The 16,857-nt window shown below is 37.4% G+C and carries 15 protein-coding genes and 1 other annotated feature; of the genes, 5 read left to right on the top strand and 10 right to left on the bottom strand.

Annotated features, from left to right (window positions below):
* The first annotated feature begins 133 nt into the window (after nucleotides 1–133).
* The 3 genes from MHH70_RS13680 to MHH70_RS13670 are packed head-to-tail and all read left to right on the top strand — an operon-like array spanning nucleotide 134 to nucleotide 2,476.
* Complete coding sequence (locus tag MHH70_RS13680; protein ID WP_342471764.1) at nucleotides 134–982, top strand: ABC transporter ATP-binding protein; 849 nt, start codon at nucleotides 134–136, stop codon at nucleotides 980–982.
* Nucleotides 979–1,659 (top strand): ABC transporter permease, encoded by a 681-nt coding sequence (locus MHH70_RS13675; protein ID WP_342471763.1) that lies wholly within the window; start codon nucleotides 979–981, stop codon nucleotides 1,657–1,659. Before MHH70_RS13680 ends, MHH70_RS13675 begins: the two co-directional genes overlap by 4 nt.
* Before the next feature lie 49 nt (nucleotides 1,660–1,708).
* On the top strand, nucleotides 1,709–2,476 hold the full coding sequence (locus MHH70_RS13670; RefSeq protein WP_342471762.1) for a TSUP family transporter: 768 nt from the start codon (nucleotides 1,709–1,711) through the stop codon (nucleotides 2,474–2,476).
* A 313-nt stretch (nucleotides 2,477–2,789) separates the two neighbouring features.
* Here the strand turns inward: MHH70_RS13670 and MHH70_RS13665 are convergent, their stop codons facing one another.
* The 6 genes from MHH70_RS13665 to MHH70_RS13640 all read right to left on the bottom strand — a co-directional run bounded on the left by MHH70_RS13665 (nucleotide 2,790) and on the right by MHH70_RS13640 (nucleotide 7,719).
* Nucleotides 2,790–3,362, bottom strand: coding sequence for a tetratricopeptide repeat protein (locus MHH70_RS13665; protein WP_066169291.1), 573 nt, complete (start codon nucleotides 3,360–3,362; stop codon nucleotides 2,790–2,792).
* 151 nt (nucleotides 3,363–3,513) lie between these two features.
* A complete protein-coding gene (locus MHH70_RS13660; protein ID WP_107943377.1) occupies nucleotides 3,514–4,017 on the bottom strand; it encodes a methylated-DNA--[protein]-cysteine S-methyltransferase in 504 nt (167 codons plus the stop codon).
* A gap of 17 nt (nucleotides 4,018–4,034) precedes the next feature.
* Nucleotides 4,035–4,505 (bottom strand): DinB family protein, encoded by a 471-nt coding sequence (locus tag MHH70_RS13655; protein WP_066169295.1) that lies wholly within the window; start codon nucleotides 4,503–4,505, stop codon nucleotides 4,035–4,037.
* 98 nt (nucleotides 4,506–4,603) lie between these two features.
* Complete coding sequence (locus MHH70_RS13650) at nucleotides 4,604–5,104, bottom strand: DNA-deoxyinosine glycosylase (protein ID WP_201261948.1); 501 nt, start codon at nucleotides 5,102–5,104, stop codon at nucleotides 4,604–4,606.
* 388 nt (nucleotides 5,105–5,492) lie between these two features.
* Nucleotides 5,493–7,115 (bottom strand): glutathione ABC transporter substrate-binding protein, encoded by a 1,623-nt coding sequence (locus MHH70_RS13645; RefSeq protein ID WP_066169299.1) that lies wholly within the window; start codon nucleotides 7,113–7,115, stop codon nucleotides 5,493–5,495.
* A 247-nt stretch (nucleotides 7,116–7,362) separates the two neighbouring features.
* A complete protein-coding gene (locus MHH70_RS13640; RefSeq protein ID WP_082799084.1) occupies nucleotides 7,363–7,719 on the bottom strand; it encodes a hypothetical protein in 357 nt (118 codons plus the stop codon).
* Nucleotides 7,720–8,070: 351 nt separating this feature from the next.
* Here MHH70_RS13640 and MHH70_RS13635 point away from each other — a divergent pair, with 351 nt between their 5' ends.
* Nucleotides 8,071–9,804, top strand: coding sequence for an ABC transporter ATP-binding protein (locus MHH70_RS13635; protein ID WP_342471761.1), 1,734 nt, complete (start codon nucleotides 8,071–8,073; stop codon nucleotides 9,802–9,804).
* A gap of 1 nt (nucleotide 9,805) precedes the next feature.
* Entirely contained in the window at nucleotides 9,806–11,611 is a 1,806-nt protein-coding gene (locus MHH70_RS13630) for an ABC transporter ATP-binding protein (RefSeq protein WP_342471760.1), read from the top strand.
* A 216-nt stretch (nucleotides 11,612–11,827) separates the two neighbouring features.
* On the opposite strand, the gene rsgA is transcribed toward MHH70_RS13630, so the two are convergent.
* The 4 genes from rsgA to MHH70_RS13610 form a co-directional block, all read right to left on the bottom strand.
* A complete protein-coding gene (rsgA, locus tag MHH70_RS13625; RefSeq protein ID WP_107943381.1) occupies nucleotides 11,828–12,895 on the bottom strand; it encodes a ribosome small subunit-dependent GTPase A in 1,068 nt (355 codons plus the stop codon).
* A gap of 353 nt (nucleotides 12,896–13,248) precedes the next feature.
* Nucleotides 13,249–14,889, bottom strand: coding sequence for a methionine--tRNA ligase (metG, locus tag MHH70_RS13620; RefSeq protein ID WP_342473205.1), 1,641 nt, complete (start codon nucleotides 14,887–14,889; stop codon nucleotides 13,249–13,251).
* A gap of 44 nt (nucleotides 14,890–14,933) precedes the next feature.
* Nucleotides 14,934–15,178 (bottom strand) — a binding site (T-box leader).
* 49 nt (nucleotides 15,179–15,227) lie between these two features.
* Nucleotides 15,228–15,704, bottom strand: a complete 477-nt coding sequence (locus MHH70_RS13615; RefSeq protein WP_066169312.1) for a hypothetical protein — start codon at nucleotides 15,702–15,704, stop codon at nucleotides 15,228–15,230.
* 315 nt (nucleotides 15,705–16,019) lie between these two features.
* Nucleotides 16,020–16,826: a DUF2268 domain-containing putative Zn-dependent protease gene (locus MHH70_RS13610; RefSeq protein ID WP_235616072.1), complete on the bottom strand. Its 807-nt coding sequence runs from the start codon at nucleotides 16,824–16,826 to the stop codon at nucleotides 16,020–16,022.
* Nucleotides 16,827–16,857 lie beyond the last annotated feature (31 nt).

Below are 16,857 nucleotides of genomic sequence, written 5' to 3'. Positions count from 1 at the left end.
ATAATTTGCTCCATTCAACCTTTCTATTCCTCTTATTACCCTTATTTCTCCTCCTTTCGTCATAAACTTAATGCTCATTTTCTTCCGATACATTACATTAAGAACATAACGAATACGGAGGGGAAATACAAATATGACAACGATTATTGATGTTCGTCACTTAAAAAAAGCATTCCAACAATCCAATGCTTTAGCAGATGTTACATTTTCTATTCAAAAAGGAGAAATTTTTGGTTTTCTTGGTCCTAGTGGCTCAGGTAAAACAACAACAATTAAAGTTTTAACTGCACAGCTCCATAAAGATGGTGGCGAAGCATTTGTTTTCAATATGCCTGTTAGCGCTATGCAAAATAGTGAAAATAGGAAAAAATTCGGCATTTTAACAGATAACAGTGGTCTCTATTCACGTTTATCTATTGAAGAAAATTTAGCACTTTATTGCAAGCTGTATGATGTGCCTACAACAGCGATTAAAGAAGCCCTTGAATTTGTCAATTTATATGGAGAAAGAAAGAAAAAAGTGAGCATGCTGTCAAAAGGGATGACCCAACGCGTTTTATTAGCTAGAGCTATCTTGCACAAACCTGACCTACTATTTTTAGATGAGCCAACCTCTGCACTTGACCCTGTTAATACAGCACATATTTACAAAGGGCTACGCGCTTTAAATGAGCTTGGTACAACAATTTTTCTAACTACTCATGATATGCAGGAGGCTGAAACATTGTGCGACCGTGTAGCCTTTTTAAATAAGGGCAAAATTCAAGCAATTGGTTCACCAGCACAATTAAAAAAACAATATAGCAAGCAAACGATAACTGTTGAATTACATGATGGTACATCTCAGATTATTAAAAACGACGCACAAAATGCCCAATTGATATACGATTGGATGACAAACAATCAAATTTCGCGTATCTTTTCAAACGAACCGACTTTAGGTGATATTTTTATGCAAATTACAGGGAGTGACTTACAATGATGAACATTTCATTTACACGCATTCAAGCGATTTTCATGAAAGATTATAAGGAGTTTTCACGCAACTATGCCATTTCAGTAATGATATTTGTTCCACTTATTATGACCTTTCTCTATCGTGATATGGGGATAGATGTAGCACAAAAGTTAATGTTCCCTCTGGCTATTACTTTCGGTATGGTTACAGCCTTTATACAGGCTGCCTTAATCGCCGAGGAAAAGGAACGCAACACATTGCGCAGTCTATTATTGTCGCCTGCTTCACTTGCAGATATTTTAATTGGTAAGAGTGCACTTGTCTCCGCTATAACAGCGATTATCATTGGACTATGCTGTTATATCATAGGCTATATGCCTAGCGTTGCTATGATAGTTGCCCTAATTTTATCAACATTATTTTATGCTGCTCTAGGAACAATTTGTGGCTTATTCGCAAAATCAACACTTGAAACAACATTCACAGTATTACCAGTAGTAATTATTTTCCCATTTGGTCCTATGCTTTTAATGTTTGCAGAGCGCTTTTCTGTATTAAATATTGCTAAATGGTTACCTAGCTCCCAATTAGCAGACTTAGCTCAAGGCGATATTTCAATACCAATTATAGGAATTTTAATATGGACAATTGCTGCTTGGGTCATTGCAATTATACTTTGTAAAAAACGCATGGTTGATTAATTGAAACTTCTGTTATAATTCAGTTGTATAGTAGAAGGAAGGTTAGCCAATGCCATTTGATTTAGATATATCACTTATTATTATTTTAATTTTCTTTGGTTTTTTAGCTGCTTTTGTTGATTCTGTTGTAGGTGGCGGGGGGCTTATTATGCTACCAGCCCTGTTATTTACGGGGCTTAGTCCTGCCTCTGCTGTAGCGACAAATAAGCTAGCAGGCACACTAGGCTCTATGACGAGCACTATTACATTTTATCGCTCTGGAAAGCTCGATATTAAATCGGTCTATAAATGGTTTCCATTATCATTTTTCGGGTCCATGCTTGGTGCATGGACTGTCCATTTAATCAATCCAGAAATTTTAAAGCCATTAATGCTTGTTATGCTAGCAACTGTAGCTGCCTATACGATTTTTAAAAAGGATTGGGGACATCTTTCTACCTATAAAAGCCTGTCACCGAAAAAGCTTTTAATCTTTTTGTGCGTGCTCTTTATTATTGGCTTTTATGACGGCTTTTTAGGTCCTGGAACTGGCTCATTTTTAATTTTTGCCTTTCTTATCGTTGGCTTTGATTTTTTGAAGGCAGCAGGCAATGCAAAATTTTTAAACTTTGGTAGCAACATCGGTGGATTGCTTATGTTTATGTCACTGGGACAAGTAAATTATACATACGGTCTAATTATGGGGGTGGCACAAATTGCCGGGGCTATATGTGGCTCGAAATACGCAATAAAGCGAGGTAGCGGCTATGTCCGCATATTATTTATCATCGTTACTATTACATTGCTCGCTAAAAATGCTTATGATTTTTTAAAATAGGAAATGGGTTGTCTGAAAAGTCATTTTAAGACGTCCCCTTTGCGTAAAGGCTAGCGACAATTTATTTTGGCTAATACAAGAATATTTAATAGAGAAGCAGGGGGCTGTCCAAAAAGCCGTGCATAGCCGGCATTTTGGACAGGAGCGATGATGTTTCACAAAATGTTGATGCATATGAACAGAGAACCCCCCTCTTTTAAAATGGGACGAACATGGGCTTTAGCAGCGTTATCCTTCAATAAAAGGGAAGCAATGAAAACATTTATTTCAATGCGCTGTCAAAAAAATAGACTTTCCGGACAATTTCCCTTCTTTAGCGCTTTATTCTTCCTATATACTTTAATGCATTTTCAGACGGAACAAGCATCCTTTTGTCATTGCGTTTTTTGCGAATTGCATAGGCCTTATAAAAACAACGCTCCGCATTATCAACATTGCCTTGCTCTAAATAACATTTCCCTTTAAACTGCCATATACTGTCCTCAAATTGCTGTAAATTATGAGCATCACAATAAATTAATGCTTGTTCAAATATATTTAGTGCTTTTTCATAGTCTTTTGTATGTTTAATTGTTTCTCCATAGTTAATCAATGTTAGTATGTACTCTACTCCGCCTTTTGGTTCAAAATAATCAAGCGCTTCTTTTATGTAATATAATGACGTTGCGATACATCCTACTAACCTGTTTAGATAGCCGATATTGCGATATGTTCTAAACTTTATATCGCCTTCCGTAGTTGGCTGTAGTAGAAGAAAATCACCTAAGCGAAGGGCAGCATAGAGCTTATCTGTATCTGAGCATTTTTCACGTAAAAAATCATTTTCATCAATAAAAACTAATTGTCTGACTTCGTTAAGCCTCTGATCAAAATCGTTTATTGGCATGAAAACCCTCTCCTTAGCTTTCTATTACACTGCAATTATTGAATATTGAACCTCTTAGCTGAAGTCACAAGTTTGCACAGGCCCTAGTCAAAACTGGAAACAAGATAAATGAAAAGCATGCTGAGATGCAACATGCTTGATTTTATACGTATTACTGCCCTTCAATCGCTAGTAATGCCTTCTTCAGCTCAATCCCTGCGCTAAAGCCTGTTAAAGAGCCATCTTTTCCAATTACTCTATGACATGGCACGATGATAATTACAGGGTTCGCACCGACAGCACCGCCCACTGCTCGTACTGCCTTTGGATTCCCGATGCGCATAGCAATATCAGAATAGGTGCATGTCTCACCATAAGGAATTTGCTGTAATTCTCTCCATACACTTTCCTGAAAAGGAGTACCCTTATAATACACAGGAAAATCAAATTGCTGTCTTTGACCTTGAAAATATTCAGTGAACTGTTGTATATAAAGCGCTAGCTTACTAGCGTCTTCTTTCACTTCACTGTCTTTATAATGCTTCTTAGCCCATACAAGCAATTCTTCTTCATTTTCATGTAGTGAGCCAGTATAGCATAAACCTTGCTCCATCGCTGCAATAACAAACTGAATATCTCCATAATAGAAGCTTGTCCAGTAGATTGGTTGTGACATTGAAATTCCCCCGTCAATTAGCTCATTTCAGCAGTTGGTCCCATTACTGGAGGTACTGTTAAACCTGCTTGGCGCAATAAAACCGTCATTTGACCACGGTGATGTGTTTGATGGTCAATTAATACTCTAAACAATGCACCACGTGGCATAGAACCTCCAAATGCAGGTACATCTTCTGTTAGTTGCTCATCTGTTAGTGCTGGAATTTCTTTTTTATATGCCTCAATGACCATTTCATATGCTTCCACAATGTCTGCCACAGTATTAGGCATCGCCATATCTGGCCCAGGTGCAGGAATTTGCAAGCCTGCAAATTGACCAAACACACCTGCAGTTCCAACTAAATGCCAAGCTAACCAGCCTAATGAATTATGTCCTTCTACAATTGATTGACCCATTTTTTCATCTGTAATTGCCTTTAATACATTTAATGTACCTTTTGAGGATACATGCCAATCCTTTGAAAAATCTTCCACTGTACGATACATATCAAAACTTCCTCCTATTCTGTTTATGAGATAATGTCTTGTTTCACTTTATGTACAGCATAATCAAAAAAACAACAAATTTCAAACAGTTTGCTAGCTTATTTGAGATATTGCTCTAAAGTGCGCCATGCTTCAATTTTCTGTTCAAAAGTTTTAATATTCTTTCCCGGAATTGGGCTTGTTGATGGCATTTTTTCATAATCACGCCCAGCTAATATTTCCAGCCCTACATGCCTCTTAAATACATCAAACGACTTAGCACCATTAAATAATACAGCTTTGATTTGAGGATAACGCTGAAATAGCGATGAGAAATCATTTGCTACTTCATTTCGGATATTCGCATCTAAGCTTCCTTGCCTTTCGCACGATTGAATCGCATCCCATAAACCGATTCGCTGCTCTTTCAATAATGCAATACGTTGCGCATAATCCTCTGTTATATTTTCCCCAGTAATTGCAGCGATAATTGGCCAAAAATGATTGCGTGCATTGCCATAATATTGCTGCTTCTCTAATGACTGAACGCTTGGCATTGAGCCAAGAATAAGCACTTGGGTGTCGTCATCAATAATTGGTAACAAACTATTTTGTCGCATTGCACTCACCTTCTTCCTTTATTACCTAAAATCAATTACATCTCAGCTAACTCTCGACAATATTTTTTCGAGCTTGCAAGAAAATTTCTTCCAAATCTGTGTCATCCGCAAGAGGCCTAGACCAACATGACATTAATCACGCAATCGTTATCTTAATATGCGATGTTCTTAGACTGACTTCCTCTTTTTCAGCAGGGATTTTGCCCCCCTATAGAAATGTGGAATTTATGCACCTCTACCTATAGCCCTGCTTTCGATACATAAAGAATTTTAACCTTCGCTAGCACAATAAATTATATTATCCTCGTCGCAGAAAAAAATTGCTTAAATAAATTAAATGTAAAAACAATTGTAGGCAAAGTCAACTTAGACTTTGCCTACATCCTAATTATTCTGTAAATTTCACATGTTGAATTTTGTAAATACCTGTTGCATCAATAGAGAAATCAGTAATTTTTTTGCTTACACCAGTCAAATAAGATTGGTGATGAATAAACGCCGCAGGAGATGCTTCATTTAATAGATTTTGTAATTCTTTATAGTAACCTAGACGTGTATCGCTATCTGTTTCTACGCGAGCCGCATCTAATAATTTATCTACTTCAGAATCTGAGAAACGAGTACGGTTATTGTTGCCAATATCTGATGTATGGAATAATGGATATAAAGCTCCATCTCCGTCACCTGTTGACGCAGACCATCCTAAAATGAACATATCGTGGTCACCAGCACCTGTTTTCTCTAAGTATGCGCCCCATTCCATTACTTCAATGCTTACCTCAATGTTCAATTGCTTTAATTTTTCTTGTAAAACAACTGCAATTTGCTGACGTTGTGGGTTATCATTTGTCCAAATTGACGTTTTGAAGCCATCTGGGTAACCAGCTTCAGCAAGCAATGCTTTTGCCTCTTCGATGTTGTAATCTTGAGGTGTAATATCATCACTATAGCCCCAAATCATTGGTGATAATGGACCTTTAGCAGCTACACCAAAGCCATCGAAAACACCTTGTAAAATTTCTTCGCGATCAATCGCTTTTGAAATTGCTTGTCGTACTTTTACATCATCAAATGGTGCCTTTTGACTGTTGAATCCGATATAAGCAATAGACATAGATGGCTGTTGCGTAACCGTTGCAAATGATTCAACTAATGGAACTTCCGTTGGTTGTACAGGGTCAATAATATGTGCATTCCCAACTTCTAAGTCGGCAGCGCGTGTTGCACTTTCCGGAACAGTTTTAAATACCGCTGAATCGTATGCTACTTTGTCGCCCCAATAGTCATCATTTTTTACTAAACGAATTTCTTGACCTGGCGTCCATTTATCAAATTTTAAGAAGCCTGTACCAACCGGATTTGCGTTTACATAAGCACGAAGCTTCGATGAATCGCTACCCGCTTGATTGTAATCCTCTTCAATAACAGCCGGGCTAATCATTAAAGAACCCGGATGTGTTAATGCTGCTAATAATGCCCCATAAGGTGCTTTTGTTTTAATTTGAACTGTGTACTCATCTACAACTGTAACTGAGTCGATTGGCTCAAAGTTAGTAGCACGTGGTGAAGCTACTTCAGGGTCTAATAGACGATCTAGGTTAGCTTTTACAGCATCTGCATTAAAGTCTGTTCCATCATGGAATTTAACACCTTGACGCAATTTTAACTGTAACGTTAAATCATCAACATACTCCCAAGATTCTGCTAGTTTCGGCTCAAATTCTCCTGTATCAAAATTACGAGCTACTAATGTCTCATAAATATTACTTTGAACGTTAGCAGATGGTACGTCATTCGAACCATGTGGGTCTAGCTCGACTGCTTCGGATAATACTTCTAGAACAAGTTCGCCACCCGCTACTGTACCTTGATTATCAGTATTTGTTGTGCCGCCTTCTTTATCTGTTTCTTTTTCTGCTTCTTTGCCTTTATCATCATTCCCACCGCATGCTGCAAGCACAAGGATAAGTGCAGATACTAATAGCAATAACCATAATTTGTTTTTCTTCATTCTCAAAGCCTCCCTTTATAAGCTAACTTTCAGAAAATTAACTTTTTTAAATATTATCCGAATTTTTAATAAAAATCAACCCTTCTACATAAATATAAAGTTTATTTTAAATAAATATAAAAAAAATTGTCCAAAAAGCACTATCTTTCAGACAATTTTCGCTGTTTCATTAAAATTTATATGATACTATTTTGATTCATTAAGTAATAACTGCTAGCTTATCTTCTACTATCTAATTTTATGTCGTTTATTTTTCCCCATCATCATCTTTATTTTCCTCTTCAATGCTTTGTACATCCAAATCTATATCGCCCTCGAATTCATAAAGCTCGAATAATGATATATATTCATCAATAATTGCTTGTGTATTTTTAAGCTCCCCTAATATAACGGAATTTAAATTTTGTAGTTCTTGCGTTTCAAGTTGTTTTTGAAGTGAAGCTTTTCTCGTTTCTAGCTGAATCAAAAACTGTACAATGCGTTTTCGGCGAAATGTCTGTGCACCTCCCCCACGTTCTCCATGATGCTGTCTCCTACGGCCATGTTCTCTTCTTTCACCACGCTGTAAACCTTCAAATTGTCTAATGAGTCTATCTCTTCTCAAATTAATCACTCCTAATTTTTAATCTTCTACACTGACTAAATTAAATTGTATACAAATGTATACATAAAATCAATTGAAATAACACGCTACTTTTACTCGTATCTTTTAAGTAATAGCTTTTATTAAAGAGGGGATTTCTTGCAAAGTTTAAACGCAAGAGCAAAGGTCTTATTCAATGCTTAATGTATTAGCTAAATATAAATCGGTGGCATCGTATTGAAGACCAATGCCATTATGAGTGAAAACGGAAAATTTTTATATGTGGTTGAATATGTATTTTAAATAGTTTAAAGTATACAAGTGTATACAAATCAACTATATTGTTATATAAGGAATCAGAGGTGTTTAAAGATGAAAGCTACTTGGAAGCTTCGAAAATACATTAATCCATATATTATCTTTGCTATACTTGCACCATTAACGATGCTAATAGAAGTGGCAATGGATTTAATACAGCCTGCTATTTTACAGAAAGTCATTGATAACGGAATTGCAAATGACGATACGAAATATATTATTAGCATGTTTGCGCTAATGATTTTTTGTGCCGTAATAGGATTTATTGGCGCAATTGGCTGTTCTATTTTTAGCTCTAAGGCGGCAGTTAATTTCGCAACAGATATACGTCAGGATTTATATGAAACAATCACATATTTTTCAGAAAAAAACAAAGACCACTTTACCTTAGGAAAATTAATTACTAATTTAACGATGGACGTTGAAACTGTTCAACGTGCACTACTTATGCTATTAAAAATATTCGTGCGTGGGCCATTTACATTTATCGGAGCAATCTTTTTCGTTTATTTAACAGCACGTGAATTATTTTCAGTGTTACTTTACGTCGTGCCATTGCTTGCTATTAGCGTAATCGTTATTACACAGCTTACTGGAAAATTTTTCAGAAAAGTACAAGAAGTAATGGACCAAATGAACACGAAAGTACAGGAAAATTTAGCAGGAATACATGTCATAAAAGCATTTAATCGTAAAACGCATCAAATCAAACAATTTCTAAAAATTAATGGGCGTTTAACAGAAAGAAATATTACAGCAGAACAAGTAGTCGGAATGCTTATGCCACTAACAGCACTCATTGTAAACATCGGACTTGTATTTGCACTTTGGACAGGTGCTATCAAAGTAGAAAACAATACAATTGAGGTCGGGGTAATTTTAGCATTTATCAACTATTTAATGATGATTATGCAAGGTTTAATGAGTTCAAGTAACGTACTCATTCAAATTGCCCGTGCAATCCCTAGTGCTGAGCGTATTGTCACTGTTTTAGAGAAGCCCAATGACATAGTCAATTTTAATGATTCAATCATAACAAGCCCACAAGGAGAGGTGGAATTTAGAAATGTAAGCTTTTCTTATACAAAACAGGGAGAACCCGTTCTTAAAAATATTTCCTTTCATGTGAAGGCTGGTGAAACAATAGGCATCATCGGAATGACAGGTAGCGGAAAATCAACAATTATAAAAATGCTACCAAGAGTTTTTGATGTTGATAGTGGGGAAATCTTCATCGACCAGCAACCTATCCAAAACTATGATTTGCAAAACTTACGCAATGCAATTGGCTATGCCCCACAAAAAGCAGCATTGTTTTCAATGTCGATTGAGGAAAATTTAAAATACGGCAAACTGGATGCAAATATCGAGGAAATAAACGAAGCATTAGAAGCTTCATGCGCAGCCGAATTTGTTGATAAGCTTTCAGATAAGGAACAGCATGTGCTTACACAAGGTGCAACGAATCTTTCAGGCGGACAAAAACAACGCTTAGCGATGGCACGTGCATTTATTAGAAAACCAGCTATCCTTATTTTGGATGATACAACATCAGCAGTTGATGCGATTTCAGAAAGGAAAATTCAGCAGGCTATCGCGGAAAAGTTCCCTATGAGCACAAAATTCATTGTCTCCTCAAAAGTATCTTCCATAAAAAAAGCAGACCAAATTCTTGTAATAGATGATGGCAGACTAGTAGCGTCTGGTAGCCATGAACAATTACTCAAGTTAAGCAAGCATTATCAGGAGATTGTAGCAACACAGGCAGAAAAAGAGGGAGTGATTTGACATGTCTAGTCAACAAAAGCAAGGAACTAGAACGGGATTAGAACGTGGAGGGCACTTTCGCGGACCTGTTGTAAAGCCAAAAAATCAAAAGGCTACTCTCAGTCGCATTTGGAGTTATTTACGCCAGCAACGATTAGGTATGCTTTTAGCTACCCTTTTTGTTATTACATCCTCTATTCTAAATTTATTAGGACCTTTACTTATTGGAATTCTTATTGACCAATATATTATTCCCGGGAATTTATCTGGAACGGTAAGAATGTTAATCATTTTAGCGGTTATTTATATTGCCTCCTCCCTTTTCTCATGGCTACAAACCTTTGTCATGACGCGCGTGTCTTTAAGGTCGATTCAACGATTGCGAAAAGAGCTATTTATTAAAATTCAAGCAATGCCACTTTCATTTTTTGATAAACGACAACAGGGCGATTTAATGAGTAGAATGACAAACGATATTGATAATTTGCATATGGCGTTATCTCAAAGTGTAATCCAAATTGTTTCATCATTATTTACAATTATCGGTACGGCGATTGCGATGTTTTACTTAAATTGGATTTTAGCTATTGTGTCACTAACGATTATCCCAGTCATTGTACTTATATCGAAACAAATTATTAAAAGAAGTAGTGTCAATTATAAAACAAGACAACGTGACTTAGGTAACTTAAATGGTTATATCGAAGAAACAATTTCCAATTCAAATGTAATCACTTTATTTGGAAGGGAAAAGGAAACAATTGAAAAGTTCAAGCTAGAAAATGAAAAATTACGCGCTTCTGCTTTAAAGGCTGAGATTATATCTGGCTTTTTAGGTCCGATTAATAACCTTTCAAATAACTTAGGCATCGGGTTAATCATCGGTGTTGGCGCGTTATTAGCTGTATATCAACTCGTAACCGTCGGTGTTATTGCAGCATTCGTCACTTACTCTCGCCAATTTTTCCGTCCAATCAATCAATTATCGAATCTTTTAAATACATTTCAATCTGCCATCGCAGGGGCCGAACGGGTATTTGAAATATTAGACGAGGAAGAAGAAGTAGCAGATATTTCGAATGCACTTGAAAAAGAGCAATTCGTTGGAAAGGTTGAATTTCGAAATGTTCACTTTTACTACAGCAAGGCAAAGCCAATTCTCAAAAATATTACGTTCCAAGCTAATGCTGGGGAGACAATCGCTCTTGTTGGTCCGACAGGCTCTGGTAAAACAACAATTATTCAATTATTAAATCGATTTTATGATGCAAAGCAAGGACAAATTTTTATCGATGATGAAGAGATTACAACATATAAGTTAGAAAATTTGCGTAGCCATATAGGCGTTGTATTACAAGATACGTATTTATTTTCTGGCACAGTGCGTGATAATATTCGATATGGTAAATTAGATGCAACTGATGAAGAAGTGGAACAAGCTGCTAAAATTGCTTATACTCATAATTTCATTAAATATTTACCTTATGAATACGATACAATGCTCGTTTCAGGGGGAATGAATTTAAGTCAAGGACAGCGACAGCTAATTGCAATTGCACGGGCAATTCTTGAAGACCCGGATATTTTAATATTAGATGAAGCGACTTCAAGTGTTGATACAATGACAGAAGTGCATATCCAAAAGGGGCTTAACAATTTAATGAAGGGGCGTACAAGTTTCGTTATTGCCCACCGTCTCAAAACAATCGAAAATGCCAATCAAATTCTTGTCATTCAAGATGGCTCAATAATTGAACAAGGCAATCACGAAGTGTTAATGGGCAAAAAAGGGTTTTACGCTAATCTACAAAATCAATTACAATTATAATGGGCGTCCGCCATGCCGTGCAGTTGCCGACATGGCGGACACTTTCGGTGATGTTTGTTTAAAGTATCGGCTTGTTAATGATAGAGAGCACTTTATTTGAAAGGGTAGCTGGTGGTGTTTCTTCTAAGGTAAGCCTAAGAAATCAGCAACCGCAAGGCTTTCGGCACACCCTCCCGTATTATAGACGAGTTAGTTTTCTCAGTTTATTATCTATCGTTATCCCTTTCTCTTGGATTTCAAGCCTTTTGAAATTTGTTTCCATTTTCGTTGTTCGTTCTGTTTTACTTGTATATCTGTTTTTCGCTCGATATAGGCTAACTCGCGTTGTAGCTTAAAATAGCTTTGAAGACGTGCTTTTTCTAGCATGCCCTCATCGATTGCCTGCTGTACAGCACAATGCGGCTCTCCCTTATGTGTACAATCCCTAAATCGACATTGTCCTGCTAATTGTTCGATATCTTGGAAGCTTGATGCAAGACTATCCGATTGATTCCAAAGCTGCAATTCTCGCATTCCCGGTGTATCGATTAAAGATCCTCCTGAGCTTAACATCACAAGCTCACGATGTGTTGTCGTATGTCGCCCTTTAGCATCATCCTCTCGAATGCTCGAAACCTTCATGCGCTCCGTACCTAAAAGTACATTTGTTAGCGTAGACTTCCCAGCTCCTGAAGAGCCAAGCAATGCCCCTGTCACCCCTTCCGGGAATAATTCGCGCAAACGCTCAAAGCCAATTCCTGTAACCATGCTTGTCACGATAATTTCAACACCAAACGCAACACTTTCCACTTCCTTAACAGAGTGCGTAGCATCCTTACATAAATCCGCCTTCGTTAAAACGATAACTGGCTTTGCCCCTGAATCCCATGCTGCGACTAAATAGCGCTCTAATCTACGAATGTTAAAATCCTCGTTTAAGCTCATTACGAGTAGAACAATATCTACATTCGCTGCTACAATCTGCTCCCCAATTTCCAAGCCTGCTACCTTACGTGAAAAGACGGACTTGCGCTCTAGCAGCTTATGAATAATGGCCTTTTCCTCTCCCGGCATTTGCTCCACTAGCACCCAATCCCCTACTGCTGGATAATCTTCTCGTGCAAAGGCATTGTATGCAAAATTACCTGCGATTGTTGCAAGCCACTCTCCCTGCTCTGTAACTACACGGTAAGAATGCTTATGCTCTAATACAACGCGTGCCGGTGTATATTTTTTGTATTTGTCTTCCAAATTATTAATTTGCTCACTAAAAAATGCTGTTAATCCTAATTTACTTAATTCCAATGTGTATTCCTCCTAAAATGTATATAAAAAAGTCCTGAGCTGCCATTCAGCAGTTCAAGACTTTTACACACATAGGAGCTTTACTCCATTAACGAACAGGAAACTTATTTGTATCTGAATACAAGATAATAACGTTCGTAAAAGCTCGATGAATTCAACTAACAATTAGCAGAAGTGTATTCCACTATTTGAAGTTTCAATCGATTTAGAGCTAAATAAGTATACGTCAATACGTACACAGTAGGCGTGTGAAAGAGAACAAGCTGAATGGCAGTTTGTCAATCGCAATCATATTCATCATGTCACAACACCTACTTCCGATATTTAGTAATTTCAATATACCTAATTATTTTTTAAAAGTCAATTTGATTTGTAATCAATGTATTATATTCTTCCTCAATTCGTGCCACGTCAATGCGTTCAAACAATGCTGTAACAGCTTGCAATCGCACTTGCACTACAGTCTGTTCCCGCCACTCAATTTCTTCAATTTGTAGCATTGCGCGAATTTTCTCTGTTGAAAATGGTAAAAACGGCTGTAATAACTGTGCTAAGTTTGCGATGATATACGTACAGGTTGCTATTGTTTGACTGGCACCTCCTGCATTATCCTTTACTTGTAGCCATGGCTGTTGCTCATCAAAATAACGATTTGCAGCACGTACATAATTAAAAACTTGCTCTAATGCCTCCTTAAAGTGTCCTTGCTCAATAAGTGTACCAACGCTACCATATAGCGCAACTGTACGCTGACGAATCACTTTGTCAATTTCCCCATTTGGCACAATCCCGTCAAACGATTTCTCAATAAACTTCAATGTGCGATTGACAAAATTACCATATGCACCAAGCAATTCTCCGTTATGACTGTAAATAAATTCTCGCCATGAAAAATCAGCATCGCGATTTTCAGGTGCATTGGCTGTTAGAAAGTAGCGAATTGAATCTGCATCATATTTTTCAATCATATAAGGAATCCATACCGCCCAATTTTGACTAGTTGATAGCTTTCTTTTTTCTAAAGTTAAATATTCATTTGAAATAATATTCGTTGGTAATGATGGATTGTTCAGTCCCATTAAAATTGCGGGCCATATTACACTATGAAACGGAATATTATCCTTACCGTGAATGTAATAGGAGGTTGTTTCCTCATTCCACCAATTTTCTAACACCTCACCATGTTGACGTGTCCACTCCATACTTGCTGTTAAATAACCTGCGACCGCTTCAATCCAAACGTAAATTTTTTTATCGCGGAAGCCATCTACAGGCACTTCAACACCATTTGGCAAATCGCGTGTTACAGCACGGTCTGGAACACCTTCTGCCAGATACCGCTCTGTTAATGCAAGTGCATTATCACGCCAACGCTTTTCACTTTTTGCTCGTTTCACAAATTGCTCCAAAGTAGTTTGAAATTTGCTAAAGGCAAAATATAAATGCTCCGTTTCTTTTATAACAGGCTTATTACCGCAAATTTTACAGCGCTTTTCCAATAAATCGAGCGGATCTAAAATGGCTGAACAAGCATCACATTGATCGCCTCTCGCCTTTGCACCACAATTTGGACAAATTCCTTCTACCAAACGGTCAGGTAGAAATTGTTGGTCTGCTTCACAATAAGCCTGCTCCACTTTTTGGCTATAGAGATGTCCTTTTTCCAAAAGATGTAAAAATAATTGTTGAACAGCTTGGTGATGGTGTATTGCATCTGTTCGCGTATAAAAATCATAAGTAAAACCTAGCTGTGTAAAGCATTTTTGAAACTCCTCATGATAATGTTCAGCAATTGCTGAGACAGTTGTATTTTCTTGACTTGCACGAATGGAAATTGGCGTACCATTACAATCACTACCAGATACATATAGCACACGCTCCCCTTTTTGTCGGTAATAGCGTGCTAAAATATCTCCTGGTAATAATGCTGCAATATGCCCTAAATGCAAAGAGCCATTCGCATACGGCCAAGCTCCCCCAATAACAATTGTCATCATAAATCCTCCTTTAAATGTAAAAAAACGCCCTAATCTAAAAAGATTAGGACGTTGAATTAACGTGATACCACCTATATTCACTAATAGCTCACACCATTAGCCTCATTCAGTACGTCGCATGCGAGATACTGCTGCTGTTGTAACGAGTGCCTTTCTCGTCGTAGCCTACTATTCGTTCGGTACGCAGCTCCGAGGCCATTTTCCACTAGGTTTGTTTGCTTCATTTCCACCATCAGAAGCTCTCTATCAAACGTCCCTACTATACTTTCCTCTTCAACGCTTTTCGTTTCAATTTGAAGTTTATCATACATACAAATAAAATAAAATGCAAGCTTTTATTCGGCTCTCTTAAATGATTGCTCGCGTGTAATTGGTTGACCAATAAAAACATGGTCTAATATCGCTTCTGACGAGCCATTGTGTAGCAACACAATTTCCTGAACATAAGGGAAATTTTCAAAATAAGATTCAGCGAGCGAACCCATAAACATCTGCCCACCAGCTGAGCCCTGCACTTGTAATACCCCATCATCTAAATTTAATATAAGCGTGCTATCATTATTTGCAAGTTTATAATCTACCAAGTTCACCTGTTCAAAGACAACTTGGTCAAAAATAAAGCGAATGACGGATTGCTTTATTTCTTCAGGATACTCAACCTCGCGAGGAATAACATACTCTGCATTGGCATCCGATTCATAAACTACAATTGTTTGCTCCTGTGTTGCCTCATGGCCTTTTTTAGCATCATTTTGTGAGCAAGCTGTTAATAAAATTAAAACGAATATAGACATCCATAGCCATTTCTTCATCTAAACCACTCCTTTGTCTTATCTCATAAGGTGAATCCCAGATTTTCTCCCTCACCGCAAATCATTTAGCTTCATCAATCATTTTTTACAAGGGGCTGTTCAAAAAGCCGTGCATAGCTGGCATTTTGAACAGTTGCGATGATGTTTCACAAAATATTGAATCATCTAAGCAGAAAACGTCACTTTTAAAAATGGGATGAACATTGGCTTTAGCAGTGTTATCCTTCAGTAAAAGGGAAGCGCTGAAAACATTGATTTCAATGAGGTAGCAAAACAAAATGGACTTCTAGGATAACTCCAAAATCTTACAGCCTATTAATACGGGATAAATGCAGAGCCCTCAACTATTGTCTGGGCTGGTAAATGCAATAAATCCACTGATATTAAGTCTTTTTTCTGCTGAAAGGACTTTACTAATCTATACCCAATACAGTAACCAATCCAACTAGGTAATTTCTCATGATTTCCAAATAAATAGGGCTGATGCTTCTCTATATCAATTAGCTGTAAAGCTGGTATAAAATGCTCCTGCCAAATCGGCAGCACTTGTTCTACTGTATAATACTTCGTCCATGGTGACAACCATCGCTCACCATATAGTTCCTCTACGGCGCATTCTGCCAAGCCTTCAATAACCAGTGAATCTTGTAATGACAATTCATTAGGCTTGCGCTTTAAATAGTATAGACGGCAAACATGATTATATTCATGTGCTAACAGTGCGTGTAGCTCATCTACCTGCAATGCTTCAGACACAAATAAAAAAAGCCCGTTCGAATAAGCTATGCCATTTTTCTTTGGTGCTCCTTTTGTTATTGGAAAAATATAAATTGGTATATCAGGGCCATGCCATAAATTACGCAAGCGCTCATACTCCTGTTCAACAATCGGCCATATTTCTCTATTTCGTAATAACCGCTTAGCCTGCCGCCATTCAAATGGTTGAAACAGCCCATTGCTTAATAACTCGTATTGAATGGCCTCTTTGGATGCCCAAGGAAATAGCTTTTGCAATGGCATACATAACTCATCACAATGGATTTCTACCATCTTTGTAGTGTTTTCTTTGCTACATAATGCAACTACCTTTGCAAGCATTGGAGCCGTTTCGATTACGCCCAATATTCCTCACCCTTTTTCCTTAACCTATGCG

The sequence above is a fragment of the Metasolibacillus sp. FSL H7-0170 genome (genome assembly GCF_038593115.1).
In the GTDB taxonomy this organism is placed as follows: Bacteria; Bacillota; Bacilli; order Bacillales_A; family Planococcaceae; genus Metasolibacillus; species Metasolibacillus fluoroglycofenilyticus.
This window is presented reverse-complemented; position numbering and strand designations above follow the sequence as displayed.

Excerpts from the sequence above, each read along its gene's own strand:
- MHH70_RS13660 (WP_107943377.1), bottom strand. The coding sequence starts at position 4,017 with ATGTCACAACCAATCTACTGGACAAGCTTCTATTATGGAGATATTCAG.
- MHH70_RS13645 (WP_066169299.1), bottom strand. The coding sequence starts at position 7,115 with ATGAAGAAAAACAAATTATGGTTATTGCTATTAGTATCTGCACTTATC.
- MHH70_RS13675 (WP_342471763.1), top strand. The coding sequence starts at position 979 with ATGATGAACATTTCATTTACACGCATTCAAGCGATTTTCATGAAAGAT.
- MHH70_RS13670 (WP_342471762.1), top strand. The coding sequence starts at position 1,709 with ATGCCATTTGATTTAGATATATCACTTATTATTATTTTAATTTTCTTT.
- MHH70_RS13630 (WP_342471760.1), top strand. The coding sequence starts at position 9,806 with ATGTCTAGTCAACAAAAGCAAGGAACTAGAACGGGATTAGAACGTGGA.
- MHH70_RS13615 (WP_066169312.1), bottom strand. The coding sequence starts at position 15,704 with ATGAAGAAATGGCTATGGATGTCTATATTCGTTTTAATTTTATTAACA.
- MHH70_RS13635 (WP_342471761.1), top strand. The coding sequence starts at position 8,071 with ATGAAAGCTACTTGGAAGCTTCGAAAATACATTAATCCATATATTATC.
- MHH70_RS13680 (WP_342471764.1), top strand. The coding sequence starts at position 134 with ATGACAACGATTATTGATGTTCGTCACTTAAAAAAAGCATTCCAACAA.
- metG (WP_342473205.1), bottom strand. The coding sequence starts at position 14,889 with ATGACAATTGTTATTGGGGGAGCTTGGCCGTATGCGAATGGCTCTTTG.
- MHH70_RS13650 (WP_201261948.1), bottom strand. The coding sequence starts at position 5,104 with ATGCGACAAAATAGTTTGTTACCAATTATTGATGACGACACCCAAGTG.
- MHH70_RS13655 (WP_066169295.1), bottom strand. The coding sequence starts at position 4,505 with ATGTATCGTACAGTGGAAGATTTTTCAAAGGATTGGCATGTATCCTCA.
- MHH70_RS13665 (WP_066169291.1), bottom strand. The coding sequence starts at position 3,362 with ATGCCAATAAACGATTTTGATCAGAGGCTTAACGAAGTCAGACAATTA.